Source organism: Piscinibacter sp., assembly GCF_050175855.1.
In the GTDB taxonomy this organism is placed as follows: Bacteria; Pseudomonadota; Gammaproteobacteria; order Burkholderiales; family Burkholderiaceae_C; genus Piscinibacter.
Genome location: NZ_JBFXIO010000012.1, coordinates 1 through 21,648, shown reverse-complemented (window position 1 = coordinate 21,648; position 21,648 = coordinate 1). Strand labels below are relative to the sequence as shown.

23 protein-coding genes are annotated in these 21,648 nt (G+C 70.9%); 13 read left to right on the top strand and 10 right to left on the bottom strand.

What is annotated here, in order from left to right:
- Positions 1–10: 10 nt before the first annotated feature.
- Entirely contained in the window at positions 11–979 is a 969-nt protein-coding gene (locus AB7U92_RS02220; RefSeq protein ID WP_298832565.1) for a serine/threonine protein kinase, read from the bottom strand.
- A gap of 29 nt (positions 980–1,008) precedes the next feature.
- Between AB7U92_RS02220 and AB7U92_RS02215 the strand changes: the two genes are divergently transcribed.
- From AB7U92_RS02215 to AB7U92_RS02200, 4 genes are all read left to right on the top strand, one after another.
- Complete coding sequence (locus tag AB7U92_RS02215; protein ID WP_428574280.1) at positions 1,009–1,950, top strand: YicC/YloC family endoribonuclease; 942 nt, start codon at positions 1,009–1,011, stop codon at positions 1,948–1,950.
- Positions 1,947–2,576 (top strand): guanylate kinase, encoded by a 630-nt coding sequence (gene gmk / locus AB7U92_RS02210; RefSeq protein WP_428574278.1) that lies wholly within the window; start codon positions 1,947–1,949, stop codon positions 2,574–2,576. Before AB7U92_RS02215 ends, gmk begins: the two co-directional genes overlap by 4 nt.
- 15 nt (positions 2,577–2,591) lie before the next feature.
- Positions 2,592–2,795, top strand: a complete 204-nt coding sequence (rpoZ, locus tag AB7U92_RS02205; RefSeq protein WP_293435029.1) for a DNA-directed RNA polymerase subunit omega — start codon at positions 2,592–2,594, stop codon at positions 2,793–2,795.
- 79 nt (positions 2,796–2,874) lie between these two features.
- Positions 2,875–5,148: a RelA/SpoT family protein gene (locus AB7U92_RS02200; RefSeq protein ID WP_428574275.1), complete on the top strand. Its 2,274-nt coding sequence runs from the start codon at positions 2,875–2,877 to the stop codon at positions 5,146–5,148.
- On the opposite strand, the gene greB is transcribed toward AB7U92_RS02200, so the two are convergent.
- The gene (gene greB / locus AB7U92_RS02195; RefSeq protein ID WP_428574273.1) at positions 5,145–5,708 is read right to left on the bottom strand and encodes a transcription elongation factor GreB; all 564 of its coding nucleotides are present in this window, start codon (positions 5,706–5,708) and stop codon (positions 5,145–5,147) included. The genes AB7U92_RS02200 and greB overlap by 4 nt on opposite strands.
- A 38-nt stretch (positions 5,709–5,746) precedes the next feature.
- Between greB and AB7U92_RS02190 the strand changes: the two genes are divergently transcribed.
- The 3 genes from AB7U92_RS02190 to AB7U92_RS02180 are packed head-to-tail and all read left to right on the top strand — an operon-like array spanning position 5,747 to position 8,989.
- Positions 5,747–6,895 (top strand): NAD(P)/FAD-dependent oxidoreductase, encoded by a 1,149-nt coding sequence (locus AB7U92_RS02190; RefSeq protein ID WP_428574271.1) that lies wholly within the window; start codon positions 5,747–5,749, stop codon positions 6,893–6,895.
- A 14-nt stretch (positions 6,896–6,909) separates the two neighbouring features.
- Positions 6,910–7,998 carry a tartrate dehydrogenase gene (locus AB7U92_RS02185; protein WP_428574269.1) on the top strand — a complete coding sequence of 363 codons (1,089 nt, stop codon included), beginning with the start codon at positions 6,910–6,912 and terminating at the stop codon, positions 7,996–7,998.
- A gap of 7 nt (positions 7,999–8,005) precedes the next feature.
- Positions 8,006–8,989 (top strand): 2-dehydropantoate 2-reductase, encoded by a 984-nt coding sequence (locus AB7U92_RS02180; protein ID WP_428574267.1) that lies wholly within the window; start codon positions 8,006–8,008, stop codon positions 8,987–8,989.
- Here the strand turns inward: AB7U92_RS02180 and AB7U92_RS02175 are convergent, their stop codons facing one another.
- Positions 8,990–9,676 (bottom strand): SDR family NAD(P)-dependent oxidoreductase, encoded by a 687-nt coding sequence (locus tag AB7U92_RS02175; RefSeq protein WP_428574265.1) that lies wholly within the window; start codon positions 9,674–9,676, stop codon positions 8,990–8,992. It lies immediately after the preceding gene.
- Complete coding sequence (locus AB7U92_RS02170; protein ID WP_428574263.1) at positions 9,673–10,869, bottom strand: trans-sulfuration enzyme family protein; 1,197 nt, start codon at positions 10,867–10,869, stop codon at positions 9,673–9,675. The genes AB7U92_RS02175 and AB7U92_RS02170 overlap by 4 nt, the downstream gene beginning before the upstream one ends.
- Before the next feature lie 110 nt (positions 10,870–10,979).
- On the opposite strand from AB7U92_RS02170, the gene AB7U92_RS02165 reads away from it, so the two are divergent.
- The gene (locus tag AB7U92_RS02165) at positions 10,980–11,375 is read left to right on the top strand and encodes a TraR/DksA family transcriptional regulator (protein ID WP_428574261.1); all 396 of its coding nucleotides are present in this window, start codon (positions 10,980–10,982) and stop codon (positions 11,373–11,375) included.
- A 1-nt stretch (position 11,376) separates the two neighbouring features.
- Here AB7U92_RS02165 and AB7U92_RS02160 read toward each other — a convergent pair whose 3' ends face one another.
- Positions 11,377–12,390 (bottom strand): S1C family serine protease, encoded by a 1,014-nt coding sequence (locus tag AB7U92_RS02160; protein ID WP_428574259.1) that lies wholly within the window; start codon positions 12,388–12,390, stop codon positions 11,377–11,379.
- Between the two features lie 19 nt (positions 12,391–12,409).
- A complete protein-coding gene (locus AB7U92_RS02155) occupies positions 12,410–13,789 on the bottom strand; it encodes a phenylacetate--CoA ligase family protein (RefSeq protein WP_428574257.1) in 1,380 nt (459 codons plus the stop codon).
- A gap of 152 nt (positions 13,790–13,941) precedes the next feature.
- Here AB7U92_RS02155 and AB7U92_RS02150 point away from each other — a divergent pair, with 152 nt between their 5' ends.
- Positions 13,942–14,691, top strand: a complete 750-nt coding sequence (locus AB7U92_RS02150; protein WP_428574255.1) for a response regulator — start codon at positions 13,942–13,944, stop codon at positions 14,689–14,691.
- Positions 14,688–16,760 (top strand): ATP-binding protein, encoded by a 2,073-nt coding sequence (locus AB7U92_RS02145; RefSeq protein WP_428574253.1) that lies wholly within the window; start codon positions 14,688–14,690, stop codon positions 16,758–16,760. Before AB7U92_RS02150 ends, AB7U92_RS02145 begins: the two co-directional genes overlap by 4 nt.
- 3 nt (positions 16,761–16,763) lie before the next feature.
- Here AB7U92_RS02145 and AB7U92_RS02140 read toward each other — a convergent pair whose 3' ends face one another.
- Entirely contained in the window at positions 16,764–17,516 is a 753-nt protein-coding gene (locus AB7U92_RS02140) for a Crp/Fnr family transcriptional regulator (protein WP_428574251.1), read from the bottom strand.
- Positions 17,517–17,702: 186 nt separating this feature from the next.
- Here AB7U92_RS02140 and AB7U92_RS02135 point away from each other — a divergent pair, with 186 nt between their 5' ends.
- Positions 17,703–18,518, top strand: a complete 816-nt coding sequence (locus AB7U92_RS02135) for a hypothetical protein (RefSeq protein ID WP_428574249.1) — start codon at positions 17,703–17,705, stop codon at positions 18,516–18,518.
- Positions 18,519–18,545: 27 nt separating this feature from the next.
- On the opposite strand, the gene AB7U92_RS02130 is transcribed toward AB7U92_RS02135, so the two are convergent.
- Positions 18,546–19,577, bottom strand: a complete 1,032-nt coding sequence (locus AB7U92_RS02130; protein WP_428574247.1) for an isocitrate/isopropylmalate dehydrogenase family protein — start codon at positions 19,575–19,577, stop codon at positions 18,546–18,548.
- A gap of 89 nt (positions 19,578–19,666) precedes the next feature.
- A complete protein-coding gene (locus AB7U92_RS02125; protein WP_428574245.1) occupies positions 19,667–20,050 on the bottom strand; it encodes a hypothetical protein in 384 nt (127 codons plus the stop codon).
- A 119-nt stretch (positions 20,051–20,169) separates the two neighbouring features.
- Between AB7U92_RS02125 and AB7U92_RS02120 the strand changes: the two genes are divergently transcribed.
- Both AB7U92_RS02120 and AB7U92_RS02115 read left to right on the top strand, forming a co-directional pair.
- The gene (locus AB7U92_RS02120; protein ID WP_428574243.1) at positions 20,170–20,796 is read left to right on the top strand and encodes a class I SAM-dependent methyltransferase; all 627 of its coding nucleotides are present in this window, start codon (positions 20,170–20,172) and stop codon (positions 20,794–20,796) included.
- 28 nt (positions 20,797–20,824) lie between these two features.
- Positions 20,825–21,505, top strand: a complete 681-nt coding sequence (locus AB7U92_RS02115) for an SDR family oxidoreductase (RefSeq protein WP_428574241.1) — start codon at positions 20,825–20,827, stop codon at positions 21,503–21,505.
- Between the two features lie 16 nt (positions 21,506–21,521).
- Here the strand turns inward: AB7U92_RS02115 and AB7U92_RS02110 are convergent.
- Positions 21,522–21,648 (bottom strand): thiosulfate oxidation carrier complex protein SoxZ (locus AB7U92_RS02110; protein WP_428574296.1); only part of this gene is annotated, 127 nt, incomplete at its 5' end.

Sequence of the window (21,648 nt, the reverse complement as noted above, 5' to 3'; positions counted from 1 at the left end):
ATCCTCGGCTTCAGGCCTTTGCGCCCGTGGTGAGGTTTTCGATCTGCAGCTTCAGTCGCTCGCTGAAGCTGAGCTTCGTGTAGCGACGCTCGGTCTCGCGGGCGAGCTCCTTCTGCAGCGCGAACACGCTTTGCGGGCGCGACAACGGGTCGAGCGACATGCACCACTCCGTGACCTCGATGAGGTTGTCGGAGTAGACATTGCGCAGGCGCGAGAGGGAGAGCGCCAGCCGATCCTTCTCGATGCGCTGCGGCGCGTCGTTCGGCGGATAGCCCTGCATGCAGGCATAGATGCAGGCGCCGATGGCGTAGATGTCGGTCCAGGGGCCGAGCGTGCCGTCGCGCCGGTACATCTCGGGTGCGGCAAAGCCGGGCGTGTACATCGGGCGGATGAAGTTGCCTTCCTTGCTCAGCACCTCGCGCGCCGCGCCGAAGTCGAGCAGCACCGCCTTGTTGTCGTTGGTGATGAAGATGTTCGCCGGCTTGATGTCCAGGTGCAGCATCTTGTGCTGGTGCACGATGCGCAGGCCGCGCAGGATCTCGTCGAACAGCGAGCGGATGGTGCTCTCGCGGAACACCTTGTCGCGCTTGAGGTCGCGCGCGGTGACGATGAAATCCTGCAGGGTGTCGCCCTGCAGGTAGTTCATCACCATGTAGACGGTCTCGTTCTCGCGGAAGAAGTTCAGCACCGAGACCACGCTCGGGTGGCTGATCTGCGCGAGCGAGCGGCCTTCCTCGAAGAAGCTCTTCAGGCCCAGGCGGTACAGCGGCTGCTTCTCGGGCTTGACGCGCGGCGTCAGCTCCCCGGGCGAGCGCTCCGCCAGCGACGACGGCAGGTACTCCTTGAGCGCCACCAGGTGTCGATCACTGTCTTCGGCCAGGTAGACGACGCCGAAACCACCGGCCGCCAGCTTCTTGATGACCTGATAGCCGCCCACCACCGTGCCGGAAGGCAATGGTGCTGGTTTGGGCTTTGACATAATCGCGTTTTTCGAGGGGAAAAGGGCGAATGGCAGTCTACAGCATGACCGGCTACGCCAGTGCCACTGCGGGGCCCGCCGCCCCGGGCGACGAAGCCGGAAGTGCGGAAACTGGCACGCCGCGCGCGCCTTCTTCCGCCGGCTCCGTGACCGTGGAGCTGCGAAGTGTCAACAGTCGTTTCCTCGACCTCGTCCTGCGCCTGCCTGACGAATTCCGCGCCCTCGAACCCGCGATGCGCGACCTGGTGGGTGCCGCCTTCCGCCGCGGCAAGGTCGAACTGCGCCTGAACGCGCACGTCGAGACCGACACCGCCTGGCCGCAGCCTCAGCCCGAGCAGCTCAACCGGCTCGCCCGGCTGGAGAGCACGGTGCAGGGCTGGATGCCCAAGGCGCAAGGCCTGTCGGTGCACGAGATCCTGCAGTGGTGCAAGGGCGGCAGCGGCGCGCCGCGCCTGGACGATGCCGCGCTGGAAGCCGCGAAGCGCTGCATCGCCGGGCTGCGCGAGGCCCGCTCGCGCGAAGGCGCGCGCCTGGCAGCCATCCTGATGGAGCGGGTGCGCCGGCTGCGCGAACTCGCCGCACAGGCCGAGCCGCTGGTGCCGGCGGTGGTGCAACGCCAGCAGCAGCGCTTTCTCGAGCGCTGGCAGGAAGCGCTGGCCGTGGCCGACGCCGCCAACACCGTGCCGCGCGAGGCGCTGCAGGAGCGCGCGATCAACGAGGCCGCAGCCTACGCCATCCGCATCGACGTGGCCGAGGAACTCGCCCGCCTGCGCGCCCACCTCGACGAGATCGAGCGATTGCTGAAGGCCGGCGGCGAAGTCGGCAAGCGGCTCGACTTCCTCATCCAGGAACTGCTGCGCGAGGCCAACACGCTGGCTTCCAAGGCGGCGTCGCTGGAGCTCACGAACATCTCGGTCGAGATGAAGGTCGCGATCGAACAGCTGCGCGAGCAGGTGCAGAACATCGAATGAACTCCGACGACTATCCCGGCAACCTGTTCGTCGTCGCCGCCCCGAGCGGCGCAGGCAAGTCCAGCCTCGTCAAGGCCCTGCTCGAGCTCGATTCGCACCTGGCGGTGTCGATCTCGCACACCACGCGCAAGCCGCGCGGGCAGGAGCAGCCCGGCCGCGAGTACCACTTCATCGACGAGGCGGAGTTCCGCGCCAAGATCGCCGCCGGCGACTTCTTCGAGTGGGCCGAGGTGCACGGCAACCTGTACGGGACCTCGCGCGCGGCGATCGAGTCGCGCATTGCCGGCGGGCAGGACGTGGTGCTGGAGATCGACTGGCAGGGCGCGGTGCAGATCAAGAGGCTGTTTCCGCACGCGGTGCTGATCTTCATCCTGCCGCCGAGCTGGGAGGAGCTTCGCCAGCGCCTCATGCGCCGCGGCGAGGACGGCGCGGAGGTGATCGAGCAGCGTATGGCCAATGCCCGCGAAGAGGTGGCGCAGGCCCGGCACTTCGACTTCGTTATAATCAATGCCCTGTTCGAGACGGCGCTTTTCGACCTGAAGACCGTCGTCCACTCGCAGCGACTCAAGTACGCTGCGCAGCGCCGCAACAAGTCCCAGGTGTTCGCCGCGCTCGACCTGATCTGATTTCCCGGAGAGCCCATGGCCCGCATCACCGTCGAAGATTGCCTGCAGAAGGTTCCGAACCGCTTCCAGCTCGTGCTGGCCGCCACCTACCGCGCGCGCATGCTGAGCCAGGGCCACGCCCCGAAGATCGAGACGAAGAACAAGCCCGGCGTCACCGCGCTGCGCGAGATCGCCGCCGGCGAAGTCGGCGTCGAGATGCTGCGCAAGGTCCCGGTCTGACCTCGAATTGACCCCAGGCGGCCCTCCCCGGGCCGTCGCTGCCCCGACGGGCCGCGCAGCGGCCTGTTAAATTCCGGACATGGGCGCCCGCTCCCCCGATGCACTGCACGACACGACGGCCTCGCCGGCCCGTCGCGGTGCCACTGCGCCCAAGCAGCTCACGGCCGACGCCGCCGCGGCCTCCTTCGCTGCGCTGACCTCCAAGCTCGATTACCTCGACGCCGCCGACATCAAGCGCGTGCGCGAGGCCTACCGATTCGCCGACGAGGCCCACCTCGGCCAGTTCCGCGCCAGCGGCGAGCCCTACATCACCCATCCCATCGCGGTGGCCGGGCTGTGCGCCGAGTGGAAGCTCGACGTGCAGGCCATCATGGCTGCGCTGATGCACGACGCGATGGAGGACTGCGGCATCCCGAAGTCCGAGCTGATCGAGCGCTTCGGCGCGCCCACCGCCGACCTCGTCGACGGCCTGACCAAGCTCGACAAGCTGCGCTTCTCCACCCGCGAGGAGTCGCAGGCCGAATCCTTCCGCAAGATGCTGCTGGCGATGGCACGCGACGTGCGCGTCATCCTCATCAAGCTGGCCGACCGGCTGCACAACATGCGCACGATGGAGGCCATGGCGGCCAACAAGCGCGTGCGCATCGCCGGCGAGACGCTGGAGATCTACGCCCCCATCGCTCACCGCCTCGGCCTGAACCAGACCTACCGCGAACTGCAGGAGCTCTCGTTCCAGCACCTGCGGCCGTGGCGGCACGCCGCGCTGTCCAAGGCCGTGCAGAAGGCGCGCGGCTACCGGCGCGACGTGGTCGAGCGCATCCAGAAGGAGGTGGAGAAGTCGTTCGCCCAGCACAAGCTCGCGGTGCAGGTGTACGGCCGCGAGAAGACGCTGTTCTCGATCTACAGGAAGATGAACGACAAGCGTCTGAGCTTCGCCCAGGTGAGCGACATCTTCGGCTTCCGCATCGTCGTTGGCACGCTGCTGGAGTGCTACCAGGCGATGGGCGTGCTGCACCAGCTCTACAAGCCGATGCCCGGCCGCTTCAAGGACTACATCGCGATCCCCAAGGCCAACGGCTACCAGTCGCTGCACACCACGCTGGTCAGCCCGCTGGGTACGGCGGTGGAGTTCCAGATCCGCACCGAGCAGATGCACGCGGTGGCCGAGAAGGGCATCGCGGCGCACTGGATGTACAAGGCCAAGGGCGCCGGCGCCAACCCGCAGGATGCGCAGCGCCTGGGCGCGATGTGGCTGCAGTCGCTGATCGACATCCAGGACGAGACGCGCGACGCCAGCGAGTTCCTCGAGCACGTCAAGATCGACCTGTTCCCCGACTCGGTCTACGTCTTCACGCCCAAGTCGAAGATCCTCGCCCTGCCGCGCGGCGCCACGCCGGTGGACTTCGCCTACGCGATCCACTCCGATGTCGGCGACCACTGCGTGGCCGCCAGGGTCAACGGCGAGCCGGTGGCGCTGCGCACCGAGCTGCGCAGCGGCGACGTGGTGGAGATCGTCAGCGCGCCCAACGCGCGGCCCAACCCGGCCTGGCTGAACTTCGTGCGCACCGGCCGGGCGCGCTCGAAGATCCGCCACTACCTGAAGACGATGGAGCAGGAGGAGTCGCAGGACCTGGGCGAGAAGATGCTCGCGCAGGCGCTGCGTGCCGAAGGCCTGCAACTGCCCGACGAGAGCGAGGCACATGCCGCGCTGTGGCAGCAGATCACCCGCTGGAGCGGCAACCGCAACCGCGCCGAGCTGCTCACCGACCTGGGCCTGGGCCGCAAGATCGCCAGCATCGTGGCCAAGCGCATCGCCCGGCTGCTCGCCGAGGAAGGCCAGCGCCCCGATGCGCTCACGCTGACGCTCGGCCGCTACGCCAGCGACGAGAACGCGCCGATGCAGGGCATGGTGCAGATCGACGGCAGCGAGGGCGCCTCGGTGCAGCTTGCGCCCTGCTGCCGCCCGATCCCGGGCGACGCGATCGTCGGCTACCTCGGCCGCGGCGAGGGTCTGACCGTGCACACCGCCGACTGCAGCGTCGGCAAGCGGCTGTTCGAGCGCGACAGCGAGCGCTGGATGACGGTGGAATGGGCCGAGCAGCCGGTGCGCGCCTTCGAGACAGCGATCAACGTGCTGCTGAAGAACGGCAAGGGCGTGCTCGCCGAGGTGGCCTCGGCGGTGGCCTCGGCCGAGGCCGACATCACCCACATCGACATGGGCGACGAGCGCGCCGCGCAGACCAGCGAGCTGCGCCTGCTGCTGTCGGTGCGTGACCGACTGCACCTGGCCGAGGTGATGCGCACGCTCAAGCGCCAGGCGTCGGTGCTGCGCGTCTCGCGCGTGAAGCCCTAGGCCGCGCCGGGCTTCGGATAATTCACTTCCACCACCTCGATGCGCTCGACGCCGCCCGGCGCCTGCAGCGTCACCTCGTCGCCGACCCGCGCCTTGAGCAGTGCCCGCGCGATCGGCGCGATCCAGCTCACCTCGCCCTTCTGGTTGTCGGCCTCGTCGATGCCCTTGATGGTGATGGTGCGCTCGTCGCCCTTCTGGTTCGCGTAGGTGACGGTGGCGCCGAAGAACACCTGGTCGTGGCCGTGGTGCGCCGACGGATCGACCACCTCGGCAATGTCCAGTCGCTTGGTGAGGAAGCGGATGCGGCGGTCGATCTCGCGCAGGCGCTTCTTGCCGTAGAGGTAGTCGCCGTTCTCCGAACGGTCACCGTTCTTGGCGGCCCACGACACCACCTCCACCACCTTCGGCCGCTCCTCGTCGAGCAGGGTCATCAGCTCGGCGCGCAGCCGCGCGTAGCCCTGTGGGGTCACGTAGTTCTTGGTGCCCTGCGGCAGCGCCGGCAGGGCGACGTCTTCCTCGTCGTCGCTGCCGTCGGTTTCCTTGGTGAAGGCCTTGCTCATCGGGCCGGAATTCTGCCAGCCGCGGCTAGCATGGCGGCATGACCCACGACACCGACGTGCTGATCGTCGGCGCCGGCATCGCCGGGGCCTCGGTCGCTGCCTTTCTCGCTCCGACGCACAAGGTGGTGCTGCTCGAAGCCGAATCGCAGCCGGGCTACCACAGCACCGGCCGCTCGGCGGCGATGTTCATGGAAAGCTACGGCACGCCGACGATCCGCGCACTCACGCGCGCCAGCCGCGCGTTCTTCGAGGCGCCGCCCGAGGGCTTCGCGGCGGCGCCGCTGCTGGCGCCGCGCGGCGCGATGTACGTCGGCACGCCTGCGCAGCGCGACGCGCTCGACGCGCTGGCCGCCGAACTCGCGCCGGACGCGCCGAACCTGCGCCGGCTTGCCGCCACCGAGGCGATCGAGCGGGTGCCGGTGCTGCGGCCCGCACAGGTCGACGGCGCGGTGCTCGACCCCGACGCCACCGACCTCGACGTGAACGCGCTTCACCAGGGCTTTCTGCGTCGCGCCAGGGGCCACGGCGCACGCCTCGTCACCGACGAGCGCGTCGTCGCCATCGAGCACCATGGCGGCGCGTGGCGGCTGCGTACCGAGGCCGGCGAGTGGCGCGCTCCGGTCGTCGTCAACGCCGCCGGCGCCTGGGCCGATCGGCTGGCGGTGCTGGCCGGCCTGCCGGCCATCGGCCTGCAGCCGAAGCGCCGCGCGGCCTTCCTGTTCGCGCCGCCTGCCGATCAGGACATCACCCGCTGGCCCTGCGTCTGCGGCGTCGACGAAGCCGAAGGCTGGTACTTCAAGCCCGACGCTGGCGTGCTGCTCGGATCGCCGGCCAATGCCGACCCGGTCGAGCCGCACGACGTGCGCCCCGAGGAGCTCGACATCGCCCTGGGCATCGCGCGCATCGAAGAGATGACCACGTTGACCATCCGCCGGCCCAGCCACACCTGGGCAGGGCTGCGCAGCTTCGTGGCCGACGGCGACCTCGTCGCCGGCTTCGACCCGCTCGCCGAAGGCTTCTTCTGGTGCGCCGCGCAGGGCGGCTACGGCATCCAGACCGCACCGGCCATGGGCGAACTCTGTGCCGCCTGGGTCCGCGGCGAGCCGACACCGGCGCGCATCGCCGCTCAGGGTGTGGATGCTGCGTACCTGCACGTGGCCCGGCTGCGCCGACAATCGCCAGCCTGAACGGAGAACCCGCCATGAGCAAGACCTACCGCATCGCCGTGATCCCCGGCGACGGCATCGGCAAGGAAGTGATGCCCGAGGGCCTGCGAGTGCTCGAGGCCGTCGGCAGCCGTCACGGCATCCGCTTCGAGTGGAAGCACATCGACTGGGCCAGCTGCGACTGGTACGCGAAGCACGGGCAGATGATGCCGGACGACTGGTTCGATCAGCTCGCACCCATGGACGCGATCTACTTCGGCGCGATCGGCTGGCCGGCCACCGTGCCCGACCACATCTCGCTGTGGGGCTCGCTGCTGAAGTTCCGCCGCGACTTCGACCAGTACGTCAACCTGCGCCCCTGCCGGTTGATGCCGGGCATCCCCTCGCCGCTGGTCGACCGCACGGGCCGCGCGCGCCAGCCGGGCGAGATCGACTTCTACGTGGTGCGCGAGAACACCGAGGGCGAATACTCCAGCGTCGGCGGCCGCATGTTCGAGGGCACCGACCGCGAGGTGGTCATCCAGGAGACGGTGATGACACGCACCGGCGTCGACCGCGTGCTGCGCTACGCCTTCGAGCTGGCCAACAAGCGGCCGAAGAAGCACCTGACCTCGGCCACCAAGAGCAACGGCATCGCCATCACCATGCCCTACTGGGACGAGCGCGTGGCGGCGATGGCCAAGGGCTACCCGGAGGTGAAGGTCGACAAGTACCACATCGACATCCTCACCGCGAACTTCGTGCTGCACCCGGACTGGTTCGACGTGGTGGTGGCGAGCAACCTGTTCGGCGACATCCTCTCCGACCTCGGGCCGGCCTGCACCGGCACGATCGGCATCGCGCCGAGCGCCAACATCAACCCGGACCGCAGGTTCCCCTCGCTGTTCGAGCCGGTGCACGGCTCGGCGCCGGACATCGCCGGCAAGTTCATCGCCAACCCGATCGGCATGATCTGGTCGGGCGGCATGATGCTCGAGCACCTCGGCCACGCCGAGGCGGCAGCCGAGGTGCTGGCGGCCATCGAGAAGCTGCTGGCCGATCCGCACGCGCCGAAGACGCGCGACATCGGCGGCACGGCCGGCACGGCCGACGTCGGCCGGGCGATCGCAGCGCTGCTGGCCTGAGGCGCGCATGAAGGTCTGCATCGTCGGCGCCGGCGCGATCGGCGGTTTCATCGGCACGCGGCTGGCACGCGCCGGCCAGGCGCAGGTGAGCGCGCTGGCACGCGGCGCCACGCTGGCCGCGCTGCGCACGCAGGGCTGGCGGCTTCGCATCGGCGGCGACTTGCAGCAGGCACCGGCCACCGCGAGCGACAGCGCGGCCGAGCTCGGGCCGCAGGACCTGGTGATCATCGCCCTCAAGGGCCAGGCGCTGCCCGCGCTCGCCCCGGCGCTCGCGCCGCTGCTCGGGCCGCGCACCGTGGTGCTGCCGGCGATGAACGGCGTGCCGTGGTGGTTCCTGCGCGGCGTGCCCGGCGTGGGCGACGCGCCGCTGGAATCGGTCGATCCCGGCGGCGTCATCGGTGCCGCCCTTCCCTTCGACAGCGTGCTCGGCGGCGTGGTGCATGCCAGCACGTCGACCGCCGAGCCGGGGCTCGTCGAGCACCGCATGGGCCAGGGCCTGATCGTCGGTGAGCCGGCCAGCGGCGTCAGCGATCGTGCACAGCGCGTCACCGCCCTGCTCGCCCATGCCGGCTTCGAGGCCACGGCGTCGGCGAACATCCGCCAGGACGTCTGGTACAAGCTGTGGGGCAACCTGACCATCAACCCGGTCAGCGCGATCACCGGCGCCACCGCCGACCGCATCCTCGACGACCCGCTGGTGCGTGCCTTCTGCTCGGCAGCGATGGGCGAGGTGGCCGCCATCGGCGCTCGCATCGGCTGCGCGATCGCGCAGAGCCCGGAAGACCGCCACCAGATCACCCGCAAGCTTGGCGCCTTCCGCAGCTCGATGCTGCAGGACGTGCAGGCCGGCCGGGCCATCGAGCTCGACGCGATCGTCGGCGCGGTGCACGAGATCGCCCGGCGGATCGGCCAGCCGGCGCCGAACGTCGACGCGCTGTTCGGCCTCACGCGGCTGTTCGGCCGCGTGCACGGGCTCTATCCCGACGCCTGATCAGCCGAGCTTCAGGTGCTGGCCATTCACCGCCGCGCCGGCCGGCGTGGCGAGGAAGGCGATGGCGTCCGCTGCCGAGTCGAGGCTCACCCAGGCCGAGCGGTCGGCATCGGGCATGGCGGTGCGGTTGGCCGGCGTGTCCAGCGTGGTCGGCGCGACGCTGTTGACGCGGATGCCGCTGCCGGCCAGTTCCGCCGCCAGCGTCTCCACCAGCCGCTGCAGCGCGCTCTTGGAAGCGATGTAGGCGCCCTTGAGCGCCTGCCCGCCGCCGGCCGCCGCCGCGCTCACGGCCACCAGGCAGCCGCCGCCCTGGCGCTTCATCGCCGGCACGCAAGCGCGGGCGAGCGCGACGAACGACCAAGCGTTGAGCGCCATCATGCGCTCCCAGGATGCACGGCTGAGCGCATCGACTGTCTCGCCCATCTCGAAGCCGCCGGCCACGTGCACCACCGCGTCGAGCCGGCCGAGCGCGGCCAGTGCGCGCTGCACGGTGGCCTCGACCGCCGCTTCGTCGGTGATGTCCACCGCCTCGGCGAAGGCCGCCTGCGGGAAGATCTGCTTCAGCACCGCCGCATTGCGGTCGAGCAGCATCAGGCGTGCGCCTTCGCCGCCGAGGCGCTGCGCGACCGCGCGGCCGAGCGCGCCGGCCGCGCCGGTGATCAGGATGACGGGGGTCGAACTGCTCATCGGTTGTTCTCCGAACGGGACAGGGCCTGGGCCAGGTCGCGCTGCAGGTCGTCCGGATGCTCCAGGCCGACCGAGAAGCGCACGAAGTTGGGCGGGATGCCGGCAGCGCGCATCTGCGCCTCGTTCATCGTGCCGGCCCACATCGCCGCGGTGTGCACGATCAGCGACTCGACGCCGCCCAGGCTCACCGCGTGCGTCGGCAACTGCAGCGCGGCGACGAAGCGGCTCGTGGCCTCGTAGCCGCCCTTCACCGCGAAGGCAATCACCGGGCCGCCGCCCTTCATCTGCCGCTTCGCCAGCGCGTGCTGCGGGTGGCTCTCCAGCCCCGGATAGTGCACACGCTCCACCTGCGGCTGCGCCTCCAGCCAGCGCGCCAGCTGCAGCGCGTTGGCATTGATGCGCTCCACCCGCAGGGCCAGCGTGCGCAGGCCGCGCAGCAGCAGCCAGGCGTCCATCGGGCTGAGCACCGAGCCGAGCGTGATGTGCATGCGCCAGATCTTCTCGGCCAGATCGTTCGAGCAGCAGATCGCGCCGGCGGTGAGGTCGTGATGCCCGCCGAGGATCTTGGTGGCGCTGTGCACCACGATGTCGATGCCCAGCGCGTGCGGCTGCTGGTTCAGCGGCGAGGCGAAGGTGTTGTCGCAGACCGTGGTGATGCCACGCTCGCGGGCGAGCGTGGCCACCGCCCCCAGGTCGGTCAGCACCAGCGTCGGGTTGGCCGGCGTCTCCAGCATGATCAGCTTCGTCTCCGGGCGAACGGCGGCGCGGATCGCCTCGACGTCGCTCTGCTCCACCAGCGTGGCGCTGACACCGAATCGCGGCAGCACCTCGTCGAACAGCTTGGCGGTGCTCATGTAGTGGCGGGTCTGCGCCACCACGTGATCGCCGGCCGAGACCAGCGCCAGCACCGTGGTGCTGATCGCGCCCATGCCCGAGCCGGTGAGCATCGCCGTCTCGGTGCCTTCGAGGCCGGCGAGGATGGCCGCCACGCGCTCGTGCACTGGGTTGCCGTAGCGCGTGTAGTAGGCCGCGTGGCGTGGGCGATTGGCCATCTCGGCAAACTCGGCAGCGTCGCGCGCGCGGAAGGTGGCGCTGTAGTGGATGGGGGCGACCACGCTGGCCTCGTCGGCCAGCGCGGCGTCGTCGTGCAGCACGCGGGTGTCGGCGTGCCAGGGCAGGGTCGGGTCGCTCATGGCGCGAATCATCGCAGGAGCCGTGGCTGCCGGCCGCCCGAATTGCTCTTCGTCAAGCGACCCCGCCCCGCCGCGGCCAACAATGGCCCTGACGAAACGAGGAGAAGACGATGTCGAACAGCTACCCGCTCGACCCGCGCAGCGCCGCCGCCGCCCAGGTGCGTGCCACGCTGCAGGAGCGCGAGAGCCGTCTGCGTGCCGAGGTCGAGGCCACCCGTGCGCGCGGCGCCGGCGACCCGGCCCGCGTGGCGCGCGAGTCGACCGACCGCGGCGAGGACGCCGAGTCGCAGGTGGAGAGCGGCATCAACGACGCCGAAGTGGCGCGCGACGTGGCCGAGCTGCGCGAGATCGGCGAGGCGCTGGCGCGGCTGGACGCCGGCCGCTACGGCCTGTGCAAGGACTGCGACGAACCCATCGACACGCGCCGCCTGGCCGCCGAGCCCTTCGCCATCCGCTGCACGGCCTGCCAGGGCCGCTTCGAGCTGGCGAACAGCCGGCGGCTCTGACTCAGTCGAGCTTCAACGTCAGCACCACGCCGCCGCGCAGCACCACCAGCTTCGTGCCGGCGGTCTGCCGCCAGCCGAGCAGGATGCGCGCGAGGTCGGCGCTGCTGCCGATGGGCTTGTCGTTCATCGCCACGATCACGTCGTCGGGCTTCAGCCCCATGCGCTCGGCCTGGCTGCCGCGGCGAACCGTGCGAACCACCGAGCCCTGCGTCGTGCCTCGGCCACTGGCGATGGCCTGCTGCGGGGTGACGTCGTCGAACTCCGCGCCGAGGCGCGGGCGCGCGATGCTGCCGCCGCTGCGCATCTCGGCCGCGATGGACAGCACGATCTCGATCGGGATCGACAGGCTCACGCCCGGCGTGCCGTAGGCGCCCACCACCGTGCGGATGTTCATGCCGACGATCTCCCCTTGCGCGTTGATCAGCGGCCCGCCGGAGTTCCCCGGGTTCAGCGCGATGTCGGTCTGCAGGTAGAGCAGTTCGGGGTCGTCGCTGAAGTGGCGGTCGGTGCCGCCGACGATGCCAGCCGCCACCGAGCGGTTCAGGCCGTACGGCTCACCCACCGAGAGCACCCAGTGCCCCGGCCGCAGCTGCGTGGCGCGGCCGAGCGGCGGCGCCACCGGCCCGGGGCTGGCGATGCGCAGCAGCGCGATGTCGAGGTCGGTGTCGGCACCCACGAGGGTGGCCGGCAGCACGCGCTGGTCGGCCAGCTTGACGAGCACCTCGTCGGTGTCGGTCACCACGTGCGCGGCGGTGACCACATGCCCTTCGTTGTCGATCATGAAGCCGGCGCCGACACGCGCGTAGGGCATCGGCGGCTCGCCGCGCTCGGCTTCGCCCTGGGCCGCGCCCTCGGCCACGGGCTCGGCGGCGGCCACCCCGTAGACGCCGACGGCAAAGGGCAGCGCCCGCCCCATCGCCACGGCAAAGCCGTCGCGCTGGAATCCACCCGTCGGCTGGGCGCAGCCGGCCAGCAAGGCGATCGCGAGGGCAAGCAGCGGGCGGTGAAGTCGCATCACCCGCAGTATGCCGGCGTCAGGCCGGCGCGCCGGCGATCACACGGCGCCGCTTGCCGCTGCGCCCGGCCGGCACGGCCGCCACGCATCGCGGGGTGACGCGCACGCCGCCCAGGCCCTGCTCCGACAGATAGTCGCGCAAGGCATCGCAGGCGCGTTGCGCGTCCTCGCGGCGGTGCGGCGCGGCGACGTCGAGCCGCAAGGCCCGCGCGCCGGCCTGCACCAGCTGGAAGTCGAAGACGCCGCCGCGTTCCTCGATCACCGTGGTCAGTGCCAGCGGCAGCAGGCGCACGCGCCGGCCGCCGGTGGCGCGCAGCTCGAGCACGTCGTCGCTGCGTCCCTGCACCTCGATCACCGGCAGCGGCGAGCCGCAGGCGCAGGGCGTGTCGTGCAGCGTCACGCGGTCGCCGAGTTCGTAGCGGAGCAGCGGCTGCACGTGGTTGGCCAGGTTCGTCAGCCAGACCTTGTCGCCGCAGACGCCCGCCGGCACGGGACGGCCCCGCGCGTCGACCGGCTCGAGGATGACCCAGTCGGCGTTGAGATGAAGCCGGCCCTGCGCGCAGGAAGCGGCCAGTGCGAGGAACTCCGAGGCGCCGTAGCTGTCGGCCAGCGGGCAGCCGAAGGCCGACTCGACTTCGGCACGCACCGCCGGGCCGAGCGTCTCGCCGCCGGTCCACACCTCGGCCAGCGCCACGCGCAGGCGGCCGGCGCGTGCTTCCTGGGCGAGCAGCAGGGCCGCGCTGGGGTAGGTGGCCAGCACGCTCGGCGCGAACGCATTCAGCTGCGCCACCACGACCGGCAGCGGCTGCAGGAAGTCCACGGCGAGCGTGCGCGCCGCGAAACCCGGCTGCAGGCGCGCCAGCCGGCGCATCGAGACCGTGCTGGCGAAATGCCCATGGATGGCGCCGACGAAGGCGATGCGCTCGCGCAGGAGCCAGGGGTCGAACCAGCGCCGCAGCGGCTGCAGCATCGGCCGGCGCAGGCCTTCGAGAGCGTCGTACACCGCCATCGCGGCGGCGTCCTGCACGAACAGGCCGGGCTCGCCGGAACTGCCCGAACTCTCCCAGACGATCCATCGCCCTTCGAACGGCGTGCCGATGTTCGCCGGATCGGCCATGAAGGCCTTCAGCGCCGGCAGCACGAGCCGCGGATCGCTTGCCCCGCGATCGAAGTTCGCCATCAGTTCGCGCTTGCCGACCGGCGGCAGCCCCCGAAGACCCTGCTCGACGCGATGGTGCTGCAGCCGCTCGCGCCATAACGGCGAGGCCGTCGCGGCGTGCAGCAGTGCCTGCAGCCTCTCGTCGCGGCGCGCCGCCACCATGGCGTCGGTGCCGTGCGAGACGGCCAGCACATCCGCCGCGACGAACGCGGTGCGCCAGGGATCGTGGTCGCTCGCCATGCCGCCATGCTCGCGCAAGGACGACTGCCTCGATTGCGCAGTCGCAACCGGGTCGTTCGTCAACCCGTGTCTCACCGGAAGCAGGCCTTCGATTGACGTAAGCCAAGGCGGTGTCTAATGTCGCCCATCGCCGTTTGCCACGCCCGTCATCCGTGACCACTCCGACCCATCTTGCGGTGCTCGACGACGAAGTCGACATCACGAGCCTGCTGGGCCACTACCTGCAAAGCCAGGGATTCCGCGTCAGTACACTGCACTCCGGCAGCGCGCTGATGGAGCTGATGGGCCGTGATCCGCCTGCCCTGGTGCTGCTCGACCTCGGCCTGCCCGGCGAGGATGGCTTCGCCATCGCGCGGCAGCTGCGCGAGCACTGGCACTGCGGCCTGGTGATCGTGACCGGCCGCGGCGATGCGATCGACAAGGTGGTGGGGCTGGAGGTCGGTGCCGACGACTACGTCACCAAGCCCTTCGACCTGCGCGAACTGGTGGCGCGCATCAAGGCCGTGCTGCGCCGGCTGGAACCGGCGCCGAGCCGGCCGGCGCCGCTGGTCGCGGCGGCCGCGCCGGTGTCCGGCGGCGAGCGCTCGCGGCTGCGCTTCGCCCAGTGGCTGCTCGACACCGCGGCGCGCCGCCTGTGCGATTCGCAAGGGCGCGAGATGCCGCTGACCAGCGGGGAGTTCGACCTGCTCAGCGCATTCGCGCGGGCGCCCGGCCGCGTGCTCTCGCGCGACTACCTGCTCGAGCAGACGCGTGGCCGCAGCGCCGGCCCGTTCGACCGCACGATCGACGTGCAGGTCGGCCGCCTGCGCCGCAAGCTCGAGGTCGACCCGGAGGATCCGCAGATCATCAAGTCGGTGCGCGGCGCCGGCTACATCCTCGTCCCGCAGGTGGTGGCCGAATGACGCCGGCGCCGCCGCCGATCGGCCGGGCGCTGCCTGCCGGCCTGGACGAGCACGGCATCTTCCGCTCGCTGTTCGCCGCCTATCCCGACGGATTGATCGTGGCCGACGCCGACGGCCGGATCGTGCTGGCCAACGAGGTCGCGGCACAGCTGCTCGACTATCGCGTCGATGCGCTGGTCGGCCTGAGCGTCGAGGCCCTGGTGCCGGACGCGATCCGCCCGCGCCATGCCGGCTTCCGCGATGCCTATGCCAAATCGCCGCGGCCGCGGCCGATGGGCACGCAGATGGACCTCGTGGCCCGCCGCCGTGACGGCAGCGAGGTGATGGTCGAGATCGCGCTGAGCCCGCTGCAGGAGCACGGCCTGCCCTACGTGGTCGCGGCCATCCGCGGCATCGGGGCCTACCCGCGCGTGCGCCAGGCGCTGCAGCGTGCGCACTACGCCGAGCAGGTGGCGCAGTTCGGCCGCCTCGCGGTCGACGCGCGCGACCCGCTGTCGCTGATCGAGCAGGTGCCGAGGTTCGCGATCGAAGGCCTGGAAGCCGCCTCGGCCACGGTCTTCCTGCTGCAGGCCAACCGGCTGGACTTTCGTGTCGCAGCCTGCGCCGCGCCGGCGCCCGGCGAAGGCGCCGGCGACAACGTGCCCAATCGGCCCGACACCCTGCCCGGCTACGTGCTCGCCCAGGCCATGCCGGTGCGCTGCGACGACCTCGCGCGCGAGACCCGCTTCACCGTACCGCCGTCCTGGCTGCACTCCGGCGCGGCCAGTGCGCTGGCCGTGCCGCTGCACGACCGCGGCCGCATCGTCGGCGCCATCGCCGTGCGCGCCCGCACGCCGGCACGATTCGGCGACGACGAGCTGCGCTTCCTCGACTCGCTGGCCAGCCTGCTGGCCACCAGCCTGCAGCGTGCGCAGACCGAAGAGCAGCTCAACCATTCGCAGCGGCTGGAAAGCGTCGGCCAGCTCACCGGCGGCATCGCCCACGACTTCAACAACCTGCTCACCGTGATCTCCGGCAACCTGCAGGTGCTGGAGGAACTGCCCTCGGTCTCCGCCGATCCGTTCGCGCAGCAGCTGGTCGGTGCCGCCTCGCGCGCGAGCCGCCGCGGCGCCGAGCTGACGAGCAAGCTGCTGGCCTTCTCGCGGCGCCAGGTGCTCAAGCCCACCGCGCTGGACACGGGCATGCTGCTGCGCTCACTGGCCGACATGCTGCGCCGCACCCTCGACCAGCGCATCCGCATCGAGGTCGACGCGCCGGCCGAATGCCCGCCGGTGCTGGCCGACGCCGGGCAGCTGGAATCGGCGCTGCTGAACATCGCCATCAACGCGCGCGACGCCATGCCGGAGGGCGGCCTGCTGTGGTTCGCCTGCCGCGAGGTGCCGGCACGCTCGCCCGACCTGCCGGCCGAGCTCGCCGAGGCCGAGGGCACCTCGTATGTCGCCATCGCCGTCGGCGACACCGGTTGCGGCATGCCGGAGGAAGTGCGCGAGCGCGCCTTCGAGCCTTTCTTCACCACCAAGGACGCCGGGCGCGGCACCGGGCTCGGCCTGGCCACCGTCTACGGCTTCGCCAAGCAGTCCAAGGGCGCGGTGGGGCTGGACAGCGCGCCGGGCAAGGGCACGACGATCACGCTGTTCCTGCCCAGCGAGCCGGAAGCGGCCAGCATCGACGTCGAGGCGGAAGCGCCGGCCGCGCTGCCGCCGGGCCTGCACGTGCTGCTGGTGGAAGACGACGCGGAAGTACGCAGCGTGGCGCAGCGCTTCCTGATCGCGCTCGGTTGCTCGGTCACGGCCTGCGCCAGCGCCGAGCAGGCCCTGCACGAACTGCGGCCGGGCGGCGGCATCGACATGCTGCTGACCGACATCGCGCTGGGCTCCGGCATGCGCGGCACCGAGCTGGCAGAGCGCTCGCGCGCGCGCTTGCCGCAACTGCCGGTGCTGCTGATGAGCGGCTACGCCAGTGCGCTGCTGGAGGCACCGTCGGGATGGCACCTGCTGCGCAAGCCCTACACGCGTGCCGAACTGGGCCGTGCCATGGCCCGCGCGCTGGCGAGCATCCGGCCCGGCTGAAGGTCAGTGCATCATCGCGGCGGCGGCTGTGGCGCCGCCCTGCGCGGCCGCGGCCGGCGCCACGCACGACTGGATGAAGCGCTCGAGCGCCTCGACCTTGGGGATCTGGATCTCGCGGCGGCCCTTCTCGGCGAAGCGGATCACGTCGGTGCGCGCCAGGCGCGACAGCGCGCGGCTGACCGTCTCCAGCGTCATGCCCAGGTAGTTGCCGATCTCGGCGCGCGTCATGCGCAGGGTGATCTGGTCGGTACGCAGGCCGCGCTCGGCCAGGGCCTCGGCCCAGTTGCGCAGGAAGTCGGCCACGCGGGCGTCGGCCGGCAGCGTGCACAGCGACATCATCGAGTCGCGGTCGCGACCGATCTCGCGGCTCATCGCCTCGTGCAGCACCTGCAGGAGAACCGGCTTGGTCGAGCAGGCCTCGAGCAGGGCGTCGTAGCGGAACGACCAGACCTCGCCGGTGTCCATCGCGACCGCGTCGCAACCGTAGTGTTCGGTGGCGATGCCGTCGAAACCGAGCCAGTCACCGCGGAAGTGAAGGCCCACCACCTGCTCGCGGCCATCGGGCGACAGGTTGACGATCTTGACCATGCCCGAGTTCAGCACGTGCAGCGTGGTGAAGCGCTCGCCGGCCTGGTAGAGAACGTCGCCGGCGTGAACCACGCGGCGCTGGATCGGCAACGAGTCACGCAGGAGGTCGAGGCAGGCGGCAATGTGCTGGCTGCGGGTCTGGGCGGTGCGTTCGATGCTGGCGGTCATGGCTTGCTCCTCATCAATGGAGAGGAGTCTCCCGCTTGACCGAAAACAAACTGAGAACGGCGCTTCGCGTTAGGTAACGCTGCGTAAACCGTCTGTCGCAGGGCCGTGTCAGCGACGAGGGATTTTCTCATTTTTGACCGGAATCAAGGTTTGCTGACACGACCTGAGTAGGGTGTCAGCCTGATCATGTACGCCCGCCCGAACATCCACCATCGAAACCTGTGGTCGGTGGAAAGCCTGTCGCCCGCCGAGATCCGGGATGTCCTGGACACTGCCCGGCGGCTGCGGCTGGTGTCGCGAACCGGCCACTCGGGAGCGCCGCTGCGTGGGCGCAACCTGGCGCTGCTGCACGAGACCGCGCCCGACCCGGCGGCCGATGGGCTGCACAGCGCTGCGGTGGGTCTGGGCGCGCAGGTGTCGCACCTGCGCCCGGCCGATGCACGCATCTCGGGATCGGCCGCCGATTCGGCCACGCTGCGCATGCTGGGGCGGCTGTACGACGCGATCGATTGCGAGTCACTGCCTCCGGCGCTGGTGGCCGATGTCGCCCGCGGGACCGGCGTGCCGGTCTTCAACGGCCTCGGCCACGTGCGCCACCCGACGCGCGTGCTGGCCGAACTGCTGGCCATGCAGGACCACAGCGGCAAGGCGCTCGACTGCCTCAGCGTGCGCTTCGTCGGCGACCCGACCAGCCCCTGTGGCGAGGCGATGCTGCGCGCCGCCGCCGCGACCGGCATCGAGCTGCGCGTGGCTTCGCCGCGCGACCGCTGGCCGCCGCCGGAACTGTGGGAGGCGCTCAAGGCCGGCGCCGTGGCGCGCGGCCAGCGGTTGCACCTGTTCGAGAGCGCCGATCAGGCCGGCGACGACATCGACCTGACCGTCGATGCGGCCAACGATCCGCCCTGGCCGTTGTCCCGCCGCGGCGCCGGGCCGGTCGGCCACGACCGCAGCGACTACCGCCAGGCCACGCTGCAGGCGATGCTGGTGGCGGCGATCAACTGAGGCCGGGCGACTGCCGTCCCCGCGTCGTCAGCCGTTGGCGATGCGGCTGACCAGCGCCTTCGCGAAGGCGCCCGTGCTGGCCGAGCCGCCCAGGTCGCCGGTGCGCACCTTGTCGACGTTCAGCGTGGCGTCGATCGCCGTGCGCAGGCGGTCGCCGAGATCCTTGCGCTTGACGTGGTCGAGCATCAGCCCCGCGGCCAGCATCAGCGCCGTCGGGTTGGCCTTGCCCTGGCCGGCGATGTCGGGCGCCGAGCCGTGCACGGCCTCGAAGATCGCCGCGTCGCGGCCGATGTTGGCGCCGGGCGCCATCCCGAGGCCGCCGACGAGGCCGGCCACCAGGTCGGAGAGGATGTCGCCGAACAGGTTGGTGGTGACCAGCACGTCGAACTGCCAGGGGTTGAGCACCAGCTTCATCGCGCAGGCGTCGACGATGACCGTGTCCATCGCGATCTGGCCCTTGTACTTCTCCTCGTACATCTGCTCGGCCGTCTCCTTGAAGATGCCGGTCAGCGCCTTCATGATGTTGGCCTTGTGCACGATGGTCACCTTCTTGCGGCCGGTGGCAATGGCGTGCTCGAAGGCGTACTCGAGGATGTGGCGGCAGCCGGCACGGGTGTTGATGCCGGTGGCCATGGCCACGGCGTGCGGGTCGTCGTCGATCTGCACGTAGTGCTCGTGGCCGATGTACAGGCCCTCGAGGTTCTCGCGCACCACCACCAGGTCGATGTTGTCGAAGCGGCCGCCGGGCACGATGGTGCGTGCCGGGCGCAGGTTGGCATAGAGCTTGAACTCCTCGCGCAGGCGCACATTGCTCGAGCGGTAGCCACCGCCGGAGGGCGTCTCCAGCGGCCCCTTCAGGGCCAGGCGGGTGCGGCGGATGCTGTCGAGCGTGGCCTGCGGCAGCGGGTCGCCGGCGGCCTGGATGCCGGCCAGCCCGGCGGCCTGGGCGTCCCACTCGAACGGGGCGCCCAGCGCGTCGAGTGCGGCCAGCGTGGCATCGACGATCTCGGGGCCGATGCCGTCGCCGGCGATCAGGGTGGCAGGGATGCGGGTGGACATGGTCGGGTCTTCCAGGATTCGGCGCGAAAGCGCCGAGCATAAGGCCCGAGCTTGGCGCCTGGCTGACGCCGCTGCACGCCCCCCGCGGCTCAGCGCTTGTAGCCCTGGCAGGCGTCGCGCCGCGGCTGCGCCGGCATGTTGATGCCGCGCTCCTTGGCACGCGCCGCCATCTGCTCGCGGTGCTGGTCGCGCAGTGTGGTGCACTCCTCGTAGGTCTTGGCCGAGCGCATCTGCTCGCGGTGCTGGTCGCGCTCCTGCGCGGTCATCATGGCCCAGCCGGGGGTGTAGTCGGCGCCCCAGCGCGGCCCGCCGCGCATCATGCCGCCGCCCGGGCCCATGCCGCCACCCGGTCCCATGCGCGGTGCGCTGGCGGCTGGACCGGCGGCCTGCGGCCCGGGGCCGCCTTGCGCCGCCGCCGCGCCCGTGCACAACGCGATCAATGCCACCCACAACGCCTTCGTCGAAGTCTTCACGATCACCTCCGGTGTCGAGTCCATGGAAGAGCGACGACGATGCGACCATCGCACGGCGCGCTGCTTGAGCGAGCGCAAATGTTCTGGCGCCATGCCGTGACGGCTATGCTCACTGCCTGATGACCAACACCAGCTTCCCCGATGCCGCCTCGATGTGGAATCAGCGCTACGCCGGCGAGGCGCTGCTCTTCGGCGAGGCGCCGAACGACTACCTGCGCGCCCAGCGCCCGCGGCTGCCGCGCGCCGGGCGCGCCCTGTGCGTGGCCGACGGCGAAGGCCGCAACAGCGTCTGGCTGGCGCAGCGCGGCCTGAGCGTCGACGCCTTCGACATCGCAGAAGCCGGCGTGGCCAAGGCGCGCCGGCTGGCGCAGCGACACGGCGTGGCGGTGAACTTCGCGGTGGCCGACTGCGACGCGCTCGCCTGGCCGCAGGCGCTGTACGACGTGGTCGCGGCGATCTTCGTGCAGTTCGCCGACCCGCCGATGCGCGAGCGGCTGTTCGCGAACATGGTGCACACCCTCGCGCCGGGCGGCCTGCTGGTGCTGCAGGGCTACACGCCGAAGCAGCTGCAGTACCGCAGCGGAGGACCGCAGCGGGTCGATCACCTCTACACCGAGGCGATGCTGCGCGAGCATTTCGCCGCGCTCGACATCCTCGAGCTGGTGAGCTACGAGGCCGAACTGCGCGAAGGCACGCAGCACACCGGCATGTCGGCGCTGGTCGGGCTCGTCGCCCGCAAGCGGTGAATCAAGCCTGCGACCACCTGGAAGACCCATGCAGAACGCGCTCATCGGCCAGCGGGTGCTGGTCACGCAGGCCGGCGATTTCATGGGCCCGGTGCTGTGCGAGGTCTTCGCCGAGCAGGGTGCCGAGGTGATCGCCAGCACCGACGCCCTGGCCGAACCCGACGCAGCCCGGCGCGTGGTGGACGGCGCCGGCCGCATCGACGTGCTGGTCGCCAACCTCGCCTTCGAGGCGCCGTCCACGCCGGCGCTCGACGTGGGCGAGCCGGAATGGCGCGAGGTATTCGCCGCCCTGGTCGACCCGCTGCCGCGGCTGGTCGGCGCCGCGGCGCCGGCCATGGTCGCGCGACGCTCGGGCAAGGTGCTCGTGATCGGCAGCGCCTCGGCGCTGCGCGGCATCAAGCGTGCCTCGACCTACAGCGCGGCGCGCGGCGCGCAACTGGCCTACGTGCAGGCGGTGGGCGTGGAACTGGCGCCGCACAACGTGCAGGTCAACGCCATCGCGCAGAACTTCGTCGACAACCCGACCTACTTCCCGCCGCAGGTGCAGGCCAACCCGCGCTTCCAGGAACGCCTGGCGCGCGAGGTGCCGCTGGGCCGCCTCGTGTCGGCACGCGAAGACGCGATGTTCGCCGCCTACCTGTGCAGCCGGGCGGCCGACTGCTTCGTGGGCCAGGTCTTCCCCGTGTGCGGCGGCTGGGTGGCGCGGTAGCGCGGCGAAGCGGCGCTCAGCTGACGGTGGCTTCGTCGGTGCGGCTGTCGCCCTTGTTGTCCTTCCAGCTGATCGCGACCTTGTCGCCGGCCTTGGCGCCCTTGATCGTGAACTGCAGGAACGGGTTCTTCGCCACCGACGGG